The sequence below is a fragment of the Polaribacter sp. P097 genome (genome assembly GCF_036864555.1).
Classification (GTDB): Bacteria; Bacteroidota; Bacteroidia; order Flavobacteriales; family Flavobacteriaceae; genus Polaribacter.
On the sequence record NZ_JAZETJ010000001.1, the window covers coordinates 936,836 to 948,024 of the forward strand.

Annotated in this window: 8 protein-coding genes and 2 tRNA genes; 4 read left to right on the forward strand and 6 right to left on the reverse strand. The window is 31.4% G+C overall.

Annotated elements, in window-relative coordinates:
* Window positions 1-2 precede the first annotated feature (2 nt).
* The 5 genes from V7R38_RS04385 to V7R38_RS04405 all read right to left on the reverse strand — a co-directional run bounded on the left by V7R38_RS04385 (window position 3) and on the right by V7R38_RS04405 (window position 6,323).
* Entirely contained in the window at window positions 3-1,448 is a 1,446-nt protein-coding gene (locus V7R38_RS04385; RefSeq protein ID WP_334056202.1) for a BLUF domain-containing protein, read from the reverse strand.
* A 168-nt stretch (window positions 1,449-1,616) separates the two neighbouring features.
* Window positions 1,617-1,702, reverse strand: a tRNA-Leu gene (locus tag V7R38_RS04390).
* A gap of 22 nt (window positions 1,703-1,724) precedes the next feature.
* Window positions 1,725-1,796: transfer RNA gene (locus V7R38_RS04395), tRNA-Gly, on the reverse strand.
* Between the two features lie 159 nt (window positions 1,797-1,955).
* Window positions 1,956-3,491: a G-D-S-L family lipolytic protein gene (locus V7R38_RS04400; RefSeq protein WP_334056203.1), complete on the reverse strand. Its 1,536-nt coding sequence runs from the start codon at window positions 3,489-3,491 to the stop codon at window positions 1,956-1,958.
* An 18-nt stretch (window positions 3,492-3,509) separates the two neighbouring features.
* A complete protein-coding gene (locus V7R38_RS04405) occupies window positions 3,510-6,323 on the reverse strand; it encodes a TonB-dependent receptor (protein ID WP_334056204.1) in 2,814 nt (937 codons plus the stop codon).
* 191 nt (window positions 6,324-6,514) lie between these two features.
* Here V7R38_RS04405 and V7R38_RS04410 point away from each other — a divergent pair, with 191 nt between their 5' ends.
* Entirely contained in the window at window positions 6,515-7,447 is a 933-nt protein-coding gene (locus V7R38_RS04410) for a bifunctional riboflavin kinase/FAD synthetase (protein WP_334056205.1), read from the forward strand.
* A 60-nt stretch (window positions 7,448-7,507) separates the two neighbouring features.
* Window positions 7,508-8,782 carry a serine--tRNA ligase gene (gene serS, locus V7R38_RS04415; protein WP_334056206.1) on the forward strand — a complete coding sequence of 425 codons (1,275 nt, stop codon included), beginning with the start codon at window positions 7,508-7,510 and terminating at the stop codon, window positions 8,780-8,782.
* Here the strand turns inward: serS and V7R38_RS04420 are convergent.
* The gene (locus V7R38_RS04420) at window positions 8,775-8,918 is read right to left on the reverse strand and encodes a hypothetical protein (protein WP_015481535.1); all 144 of its coding nucleotides are present in this window, start codon (window positions 8,916-8,918) and stop codon (window positions 8,775-8,777) included. The genes serS and V7R38_RS04420 overlap by 8 nt on opposite strands.
* Before the next feature lie 123 nt (window positions 8,919-9,041).
* Between V7R38_RS04420 and V7R38_RS04425 the strand changes: the two genes are divergently transcribed.
* A complete protein-coding gene (locus V7R38_RS04425; RefSeq protein ID WP_334056207.1) occupies window positions 9,042-10,847 on the forward strand; it encodes a tetratricopeptide repeat protein in 1,806 nt (601 codons plus the stop codon).
* 10 nt (window positions 10,848-10,857) lie between these two features.
* The gene (locus V7R38_RS04430; protein ID WP_015481533.1) at window positions 10,858-11,187 is read left to right on the forward strand and encodes a DUF4286 family protein; all 330 of its coding nucleotides are present in this window, start codon (window positions 10,858-10,860) and stop codon (window positions 11,185-11,187) included.
* The last annotated feature ends 2 nt before the right edge of the window (window positions 11,188-11,189 follow it).

Here is an 11,189-nt window from a genome sequence, read left to right on the forward strand (position 1 = left end):
TTTTATTTATCTACTTCTTGATTAATAATTAAGTAATTTCTAGCCTTTTCCCATAAATATTTATTAACTAACAGGTTTTTGATATCCGTCATTGGTAAAAATTCTATAGGTATTACATCAAAATCATCGTTGCTCTCTATAGTGTTAAAATCATCTTGTATTAAAGCCATATTCCATTCACCAAAAGTTCTACCAGACTTTACCCCTTCAAAAATAACGTTCACATTTTTGTTCCTTTTATCTGTTTTAATAATTTCAATAAGGTTTAAAATTTCAGTTTTTGGTCCTTCTAAAATTTGATAGAAAGAAGCTTTATAATAAATTAAACAACCAGAAATACCCTGTAGCTTATTATTTCTTTTAGAAGCCTCTAAAACAGCTGTTAAATCTTTTTTAGTAATGCCTTCTACTGCTTCTGAATAGTAAGAAAGTTGAAATGTAGGATTTGAAAGGTGATGATACTTTTTATATTCTTTAGGAATTAAACCATACTTTTCTTTGAATATCTTAGAAAAATAGCTTCTACTATTTAAACCAACCTTGTATACGATTTCTGAGATAGAAAAATCGGTTTCTTCTAAGTATTCTTTAGCTTTCAAAACTCTAAGATTAGTGATGAATTTGTTCATTGTTTCACCAAAAAAATACTGAAATCCTTTTTGAATTTTCTTATGATTTAGTCCACTAATTAAGGTTAACTTTTTTAACGGAATTGTTTCATGTAAGTTTTGTGAAATATAATCACTCAACTCAATAATCTGCAAAGTATCTTTCTTAGATAATGGGTTTTTATTTTCTACCTTCTTTATATTATTCCCAGGACTAGAATATTGAGAGGCTAATGCTCTGTAAACTGATGCTTCATTGATAAGCCTATTAGATAAACCAGATAAATTAGTATTGATTATTGTATCTACAAAAGTGGCTGTTTTACTAGAAATCTCTCCAAAATACGTATAATTCTCTCTGCTGCTAACATTAGACATGATGTTAGATAGCAAATTAGAAAGTTGACTCCCGTTTTTTAAATCGTTAGATAAATGAGAGACCTCCATAACTGTAATAATAGTAAACTTAACCTTTGTATTCGCAGGAATAACAATAGTACTAGCATTATTCTTATTATTACCAATGACTACATTTTGAAGCCGATGAATATTCTGTTTTTCAACGGCTTTATTAAGATAATGTGTTAGAAAACCTTCTGTACAAAAAATAAAATGTAAACAATTACAATTCTTATATAAATCTTCTAAAACAATAGTTTCAGAATCTAAAATATTAAAGGATAAAACCTCTAAACCAGTAAATAGTTTAAAGGCTTTTGCATTTCCCTTTCCATATTTATTTTTAAATGTCAAAAACCCTCCACTTATGTTTTCAATAAAATCTCCATCTATTCCTTTAGAAACTCTTCTTAAAGAATCTATGGCATAAAAAATTTTCATCAAATCAAATAAAAATTAAGTAACAAATATATTTTTATATTGATAAGACGAGTAACAAAAAAGCGATGAAAAAATAACTTTATTCCTAATAATACCGGTTATTATTACAATATGGAAACAGGGAAGTATTAAAACAAAAAAACCGTAACATAAATGTTACGGTTCTTGTACTGAAGATGGGACTTGAACCCATACGAGCATTACTGCTCACTGGATTTTAAGTCCAGCGTGTCTACCAATTCCACCACTTCAGCATGGAAATCTTATATAGTTTAGAGCGAAAGACGGGATTTGAACCCGCGACCCTCACCTTGGCAAGGTGATGCTCTACCCCTGAGCTACTTTCGCAGTCTTATTTTAATGAACAATCTCTAAATTGTTATTAGAGAGGTGCAAATATAATAAGTTTTATTAACCCTGCAAATACTTTTTTTAAAATATCTGTAATTAAAAAATAAAGGGTTGAAAAACAACGTTTTCAACCCTTTATTTTTTTGTAGTAAACTACTATCTAAGTACTGGTGAATAATTGGTAGGATAATCTCCTGCAACCGCTAAACCTCCAGTAGCAGAAGTAAAGTTAGTTCCAAAATCAGCATCCATAGCAGCCATAATTTTATTAGCCATTAAAGCATAACCTCTAGCTGTTAAATGAACACCATCTAAACTAATTAAACCTCCTGTAACTAAACTTGTAGTTAATGTATAATCATCAAACATAATACCCATAGAAGCCTCTTCTAAAACAGCTTTAAAATCTACTAATGCAACGTTAGGATTTGCTGAAGCTGTTGCCTCTATTGTAGCATTATATGCATCTGTAGCAGTTTTAATTGCTAATTGCTCTTCTGGCGTAACTACCCATTGATCAGCTAAAGCTACACCTACTCCATTTACTGATAATGGATTGTTAGGATCCGCTAAAGTACCAATAAAAGAAGAACTAGTTAATACTAATAAATCATCTGCAGTAGCTTGTCTGAATTGCTTTAAACCAGCAAAGGCAGGATTAAGCGCTTCTAAATCTGTTAAATCTTCATCTATAATTACAACAGCATTTAAACCTGCTGAAAATGAAATAGTTCTTTTAGCAATTTCAGCTGCAGCCATTTCTTGCGTCATTAAACCTAATTGTACTAAAGCTCCAAAAGCTTGCTGTATACCTGCATTATATGGAGCATAAGCACCATTTACTGCAGCAGCTGTTCCTGCATCTAAAGGAATTGGATTATGAGGCACAGTTGTAAAGTGAGCTAAGTTTGTAATGTAGGGTACATTAGCCACAACACCTTTTGCTCCACCTGAAGTTAAGGTAGAAACCATTGTTGTAAATACTTGTGCAAATACATTTGGATCTGTAATGTCTGAACCACCATAAGTTGTTGGGTCGAAATTTCCTGTTTGATCAACTCCTGTACCACCAGATAAAGCGTATCCTAAAACATCATTACCACCAATTTCAGATAATGTGAAAAAGGTTGGTGATTGAGCCATAGCGTCTCCTAAAACTGTTGCAGAAGCGCTAGAAGCCATTCTTGCAAAATATGGGTTAGCCAAACCAACTGGCACACCTTGAACATTACCATAACCTGAAGCTACAAAATGAAAACTTTTTGCGCCTGGAACACCGTAATTATTAAAGCCACCTGATAATGCAGAAGTAACCTCTGTAGAAGGTGTAGCTGGCAAACCAGCTGGACCTGCACCATCAAAAAACAATCTTGGTCCTTGAATTACATTTCCTGCAAATAAAAGTCCACCAATATTATCATTCATTAATGGTTGTGCAAAATTAGTTCCAAATTTACCTGCTAGGATATTTGGAAAAGAATTTTCTTGTGCTGCAATAAATAAGGCATTATCTGTAAAACCTGCTGTAAAAGAAGCACCTACAGAAACATACGAAGAAAAATCTAATCCGTTTGTATTCAACTCTACCTGTTCTACAGGCTCAGCTTGAATTTCATCTAATTCATTATTTACATCACAAGAAATAAGCCCTAATGACAGTAAAAAAAGTGATATATATTTATAATTTTTCATAAAATATTTTAATTATTATTAGTTATTTATTGTCCAAGAAAGGTAGTACTGAGAACCTATTGCACCAACACCTGGAGCACTTAAGTATTCTTGACCTGTTAAGTTAGCTCCACCTAATTTAAATATAGACTTAATGCTTGGTACAGAATAGTTGATCTGAGCATCTAAAACAGTTCTTCCTTCGATTGTAGCATCCATAAAAGTAGATTCCCATAAATACTCATCTTGCCATCTTAAATTGATATTGAAACCAAAGTTTTCAAATAAATCAGTTTTTCCGAATTGAACTTTTACTTTATGTTCTGGTGTATTAAATCCTGGTTCAAAATCTGGATCTGAATCTCTATCAAAGTCAAACTTTGCATACGTATAATTTAATCCTAAATCGAAACCGTTAAGTATTTTTGTATTTAAACCAATTGAAGCACCATAAGAACTAATATCTGCTGCAGAGTTTGTATAAGTTTGAAATACCGTAAAATCTCCATTAGCTAATGCTGCTAATGATAATGAATTATCACCTACAGTTCCGTAAAAAGGAGTAATTACATTTTTACCAGAGATAAAATCTTCATAACTGTTATAGTAAGCACTTAAATCTACAGTAATTCTTTGTGAACCTGCATTTACTAAACCTCTATAACCAACTTCGTAAGCAGTTACTTTTTCTGGAGCTACTAAATCTACATTTGCTGCTACTGGTGCACCTGCAGTTACAGATGATGCTGCAAAAGAGTTTTCATATGCTGCTCTACCTGAAACAGTAGTTGTTGCTGTACCTAAAATACCTTGTCCAAATCCACTAACCAATAATGGTTGTGTTTGATATCTATCTAAATTGTCTGGTGCAGAACCTACTAAGTATGCTCTACCTGCATTTAAACCAATATATTGATCTTGAGTAGTTGGGTTTCTAAAACCTGTTTGAAAAGATGCTCTAAAGTTTTGGTTTTTATTTTCACCACCTGCATATGCTAAAGAAACTCTTGGTGAGAAATTACCATCAAAGTTTTGAGCTTTATCATAACGAATAGAAGCTGTAAACTTTAAACGATCGTCTTCTAAAAACTTTTTCTGCATTTGGGTATACACACCATATTCATCATAATCAATTGGCCCATCATAATCTGTAAAAATGCTTCCATTAGAATTTAATGAATATCTTCTATAAGAACCACCTACTTGAAACTCTGCCCAATCTATAACATCTTGAAAATTGTAGTTTACATCTCCATGATATAATTTAGTTTGATCTTGGAATTTTGATCCAGTTACTAAATCTGGATCTGAAGTTACTCTGTTAAAAGCAGCTTGAAATTCTGGAGTTCCTGGCTCAAATCTTCCTGTTTCAGCAGTTTGTCTTGCCAAAGCATGAGATTGATCTGAGTTTAAACCTCCTAAAGTACCTGTTAAATAGGCACCAACATATTCACCAAACCAAGTGTTATCGTCTTTCCAAGCTCTGTTAATGTTAATTGCTGCAAAACGAGTATCGTAAGAATTACCTGCATCTTCATTAGTTACATAACCTCTTACAAAAAAGTTTTTACCTCTAAACTCTAATTTGTGTTGAGCTAAGTAAAAATCTTGAATGTTATATCTGTTTGTACCTTGATAAATAGTATTACCAACACCAAATTTCGAGTTCCAAATAATTTCTAAACGATCATCACCAAAAGGTCTATAGTTTAAAGAACCACCAAACTTTACACTTTTAGCTTCGTAAGTCATTAAATCTCTTTCTTCATAACCAGTTCTACTTACATCAACACTTGGTATTAAAGCAGAAGCACCATTAGGTATAATACCTAAACCTTCTAAAGTTTGTGCAACACCATTTATGTTTGTTGAAACTTCATCACCATAAATATTTAAACCATCGTAGTTAAGATCAGTTTCTCTAGTACCAGCAATATAGTCACCATCAACAGAAGTACCTTCTCTGTTGTTTCTGTAATCTGTAGCAAACCATTCTGTACCATCTAAATAGGCTAAAGTTGCTTTTGCAGCAAATTTATCTGAAAACGCATACGCCATTCTAATATTCATGTCGTAAAACTCATTAGTACCTGCAGCTTCTTGACTTGTATAACCTCCTTTAACAGAAACGCTAATTCCTTGATCGTCAAAAGGACTTTTACTAGTCATGAACATAATACCATTAAATGCGTTTGCACCATATAATGCAGAAGATGCACCAGGTAATAATTCTACCGTTTTTACGTCTAACTCAGACATACCTAATAAGTTACCAATTGCAAAGTTTAAGGCTGGTGATGAATTGTCCATACCATCTACCAACTGCATAAAACGTGTATTTGCAAATGTTGCAAAACCACGAGTATTTACAGATTTAAACGTTAAACTGTTTGTATTAATATCAACACCTTTCAAATTTTCTAACCCATCATAAAAAGAAGGAGCAGAGGTGTTTTTAATTGCTCTAGTATCCATTCTTTCTACGGTTACAGGAGATTCCATAATACGTTCAGGTGTTCTAGAAGCAGAAACTACAATTTCATCTAAAGCAGTTTCATTTTCTTTAAGCATTACAGTAACTTCTTGATTGTTTTTTGTAATCTGAACCTCTTCTGTTTGAAACCCTAACATTGATATTTCTAATGTAAAAGGGGGCACATCAGTTGTTGTTAAAACAAATTTTCCATCAAAATCGGTGTTTGTACCAACCGCTTTTCTCGAAATTTTAATATTTGCACCAGGAAGTGTTTCACCTGTTTTAGCATCTTTAACTACACCAGTAATAGTAGTTTGTGCACCCATTGATAAACTAGCAAAAGCTATAAATACCAAGAGTAAAGTCTTTTTTATCATAATTTGAATTGTTTGTTAACTTCTACGCAAAATACAATTTTTTTTGAATTTCAGAATAATTGATTATTAAATTTATCATTTTAACAATTATCAGCAGTTTTATTTAGTATATGATTAGTGTAAAATGATAATACAAAAGTCTTTTTTTAATTTCTAGATATTGTACATTTGTAACGTAAAACAGTATTTTCTTGAAAATTTTTCAAAAAACTTCTAGCTTTTCTTCAGAAGAGAAAACTTTTGTGACAATTGGTACTTTTGATGGTGTACATTTTGGGCATCAAAAAATTATCGAAAAATTAGTTTCTGAAGCAAAAAAAGAGCAAAAAAAATCAGTTCTATTGACGTTTTTTCCTCATCCAAGGATGGTTTTGCAGAAAGATGCGTCTATAGAATTGATAAATACCATCAACGAAAGAGCAAATTTATTAGAAAAAACAGGGTTAGATTACCTGATAATTCATCCCTTTAGTAGAGCTTTTTCTAGAACCACAGCATTAGAGTTTGTTAGAGATATTTTGGTAAATCAACTAAACATATCAAAACTAATTATTGGGTATGATCATCATTTTGGTAAAAATAGAGAAGGTAACATAACTCAATTAACAGAATACAGCTATTTATACGATTTTAAGGTAGAAGAGATACCTGCGCAAGATATTGATGATGTTTCTGTAAGCTCCACAAAAATTAGACGTGCCTTGCATGAAGGTAATTTAAAAACGGCCAACGATTATCTGGGTTATAATTTTATGCTAAATGGTAATGTTGTAAATGGCAAAAAATTAGGAGGTAAAATTGGGTATCCAACTGCAAATATTGATATTCAGGAGGATTACAAGTTAATTCCGAAAACTGGGGTATATGTTGTAAAATCTAGTATTGATAAAGAAGAGGTTTTTGGAATGATGAATATTGGCAACAGGCCAACTGTTAATGGAAATCATCAAACCATAGAAGTACATTTCTTTGATTTTAATAAAGATTTATATCATCAAAATTTAACCATAGAATTGCTATACTTTTTAAGAGACGAACAAAAATTCGAATCTTTAGATTTACTAATTCATCAACTTAAAAAAGACGAACGTATTGCAAGAGATTACATTAAAAACAATCTCTAAAAGTAGATTGCCAAAGTCTTAATCTTCGTGTATATTTGCGGCTTATAAAACATCGAAAAAATGTTACAAGTACAGTTTATTAGAGAAAATAAAACCAAAGTTTTAGAAGGTTTAGCAAAACGTAATTTTGCTGATGCTGAAACACTTATTGAACAAGTTTTAACTGCAGATGAAAACAGAAGAGCTACACAAGTTGAGCTTGATAATACCTTAGCAGAATCTAATAAACTATCTAAAGAAATTGGTAACTTGTACAAAACAGGAAAAGCACAAGAGGCTAATGTTTTAAAAGAAAAAACAGGGCAATTAAAAGAGAGCTCTAAAGAATTGTCTGAAAAACTGTCTCAATTTTCTGATGAATTAGACCAACTTTTGTATCAAATACCAAATGTACCTCATGCTTCTGTAAAAGCAGGCTCTTCAGAAGAAGACAATGAGAATATTTTTAATGAAGGCACTATCCCTAATTTAGGAGATCATGCCCTTCCTCATTGGGAGTTGGCCAAAAAATATGATATTATTGATTTTGAATTGGGTACTAAAATTTCTGGTGCTGGTTTTCCTGTTTATAAAGGAAAAGGAGCAAGATTACAACGTGCTTTAATCAATTATTTTTTAGATAAAAATACAGCTGCTGGTTATAAAGAAGTGCAAGTGCCACATTTGGTTAATACAGCTTCTGCAACTGCAACTGGACAATTGCCAGATAAAGATGGCCAAATGTATCATTCAACTGTAGATGATTTATATTTAATACCAACTGCAGAAGTACCAATTACAAATATGTTTCGTGGAGATTTGGTTCAAGAATCAGATTTTCCTATTGCTTTAACTGGTTATACACCTTGTTTTAGACGCGAAGCTGGTAGTTATGGTGCTCACGTTCGTGGTTTAAACAGATTGCATCAATTTGATAAAGTAGAAATTGTAAGAGTAGAGCACCCAGAAAATTCTTACAAGGCTTTAGATGGAATGGTTGAACACATTAAAAATATTCTAAGAGAGCTTAAATTACCTTACAGAATTTTACGTTTGTGTGGTGGAGATACAGGTTTTACTTCTGCTTTAACTTTCGATTTTGAATTGTTTTCTACAGCTCAAGATAGATGGTTAGAAATTAGTTCTGCCTCTAATTTTGAAACTTTTCAGGCAAACAGATTAAAACTTCGTTTTAAGAACAAAGAAGGTAAAAGCGAATTAGCACACACGTTAAATGGTAGCTCATTGGCTTTACCACGTGTATTAGCTGGAATTTTAGAGAATTATCAAACAGAAAGTGGAATTCAAGTTCCGGAAGTCTTGATTCCTTATACTGGTTTTGAAATGATTAATTAGCAGTAATTGCTACCATTAATCTCTTGTATTTATTCATCTCTAAAAGCGAGTTTAAATAAGCACTTATTTGTCCGTTTTTCATAAACTCTATAGAGCTAGATTTTGCGTTTTCGTATTTGTTAGTTAGATCTTTCATAATCTTATTAGTTTAGTTATTTATCATATAGACAACATTCGTGCCAAAATGTTACAAACAATTCATCTAAATAAGGTTTGTTTAGTAAAAAATTAACATTTATGTTGATTATCTTTGAAAAGTATGAAACAAATTTTCCTAACCTTTTTTCTATTAATTAGTTGTTTGTCTTTTGCACAGAGTGAAGATCAAAACAGCTTTTATTTAGCAGAAACCTACTATAGGCAAGGAGAATACGAAAAAGCAACTCAAATTTTTGAGAAACTTTATCAAAAAAGTTCATTCAATACTACCTATTTAACACGCTTAATTTCTTGCTACCAAGAAACAGATAAATTTGATGTTGCAGAAAATTTATTAAAAAATAGAATTAAAGAAAATGCAACTCATAGTTATTTGTACGTTTTATTAGGCTATAATTTTGATAGACAACAATTAAAAGAATTGGCAAATGCGAACTATAAAAAAGCAATAAACTCTTTAGAAAAATTTGCCAATTATGGAGGCATTATGGGTAGGCTTTTTAAAGATTACAACCTTTTAGATAATGCAATATTGGCGTATGAAAAAGCCATGCAAAAAAATCCGAATGTTAACTATAACTTTCAAATTGCCCAGATTTATGGAGAAAAAGGTAATTATCAACAAATGTTTGAATCGTATATAAACCTTTTAGATAAAAACAATTCTTATTTAGATTTGGTGCAAAGATATGCTAGCAGATATATTACAGATGATGCCGAAAATACTACCAATCAAATTTTTAGAAAAACACTTTTAAGAAAAGCTGCTAGTAATCCAAAAAACGAATGGAACATTCTCTTAAGTTGGCTTTTTGCACAACAGAAAGATTACAATAAAGCATTTATACAAGAGAAAGCCTTGTATCAAAGAAATAGTGGCAACTTAGACCAAATTTTTAATTTGGGTAAAATAGCTTTTGAAAACAGAGCTTATGAAGCAGCTCAAGATTGTTTTAATTTTGTTAATGAAAAAGCATTTTTAGTAGAAGAGCGTGTAGATTCAAATGTATACCTAGCCAAAATAGCAGTTGTTACCAAAAATCCAGAAACAGAAAATTTATTTCAAAATTTATTTAATGAGCTTGGTAAAAATCAACTAACAATAGCATTGCAAGTAGAATATGCAGACTACTTAACCTTTGTTAAAAACGAACCTCTACAAGCCACTAAAGTTTTAGAAGAAGCTTTGTCTTATGCTTATTCTAAATTCGAAAAAGGCAACATCAAACTAAAATTAGGAGATGTGTTGGTTTTTAGAGGGCAGTTTAACAAAGCACTTATATATTTCTCACAGATTCAAACGCAGTTAAAAGGCTCTGAATTAGCACAAGAAGCACGCTTTAAAGTAGCACAGACAAGTTATTTTAAGGGCGATTTTACTTGGGCGAAGGCACAATTAAAAGTTTTAAAAGGCGCTACAACCAAACTTATAGCTAATGACGCCATAGATTTATTTTTAAAAATTACCGACAATGAACCAGTAGATTCTATACCTTCTGGATTAAAACAATTGGCAAAAGCAGAATTGTTATCTTATCAAAATAAAAACCAAGAAGGTTTAGAGGTAATTGCTAATTTATTTTCATCTAAAGATTTATTTGTAAATGGTTTAGTTCCTGGAGAAGTAATTTATGATGATGCTCTTTTTTTACAAGCCAAACTGTTAATTAAAGAAGATAGTTTTTTAGAGGCTATTGCCAGTTTAGAAAAAATAATTGCAACAGATAATCAAAGTTTTTTAGTAGATGATATTTACTTTTTAATGGCAGAAACCTACAATTATCAGTTAAATGATGCAGAAAAAGCCAAAGAGTTCTATCAAAAAATTATCTTTGACCATCCTTCTAGCATTTATTTAGTAGAGGCAAGAAAAAAGTTTAGAAAATTAAGAGGAGATAACCTTTAAAAAATATAAAATGTACATATACAACGTAACTATAAATGTAGATGATGCTGTTCATGAAGAATGGTTAACTTGGATGGAAACTCACATTTTAGATGTTTTAAACACAGGTAAATTTATATCTGCAAAATTCACCCAGATTATGGTTGAAGAAGAAATGGGAGGTAAATCTTACTCTGTGCAATACACTGCAGAAACTAAAGATGATTTAGAAGATTATTATAATGATGATGCAGAGGCTTTACGTATAGAAACTTTGCAAAAATTTGGCGACAAAATTTTAGCTTTCAGAACCGAATTAAGACTAATTAAAGAGTTTTATCCAACAGCAATGAGCAACTAAAA

Bases quoted from the DNA above. Each gene is read 5' to 3' on its own strand.
- V7R38_RS04385 (WP_334056202.1), bottom strand. From the start codon at position 1,448: ATGAAAATTTTTTATGCCATAGATTCTTTAAGAAGAGTTTCTAAAGGA.
- V7R38_RS04400 (WP_334056203.1), bottom strand. From the start codon at position 3,491: ATGAAAAATTATAAATATATATCACTTTTTTTACTGTCATTAGGGCTT.
- V7R38_RS04405 (WP_334056204.1), bottom strand. From the start codon at position 6,323: ATGATAAAAAAGACTTTACTCTTGGTATTTATAGCTTTTGCTAGTTTA.
- serS (WP_334056206.1), top strand. From the start codon at position 7,508: ATGTTACAAGTACAGTTTATTAGAGAAAATAAAACCAAAGTTTTAGAA.
- V7R38_RS04420 (WP_015481535.1), bottom strand. From the start codon at position 8,918: ATGAAAGATCTAACTAACAAATACGAAAACGCAAAATCTAGCTCTATA.
- V7R38_RS04425 (WP_334056207.1), top strand. From the start codon at position 9,042: ATGAAACAAATTTTCCTAACCTTTTTTCTATTAATTAGTTGTTTGTCT.
- V7R38_RS04430 (WP_015481533.1), top strand. From the start codon at position 10,858: ATGTACATATACAACGTAACTATAAATGTAGATGATGCTGTTCATGAA.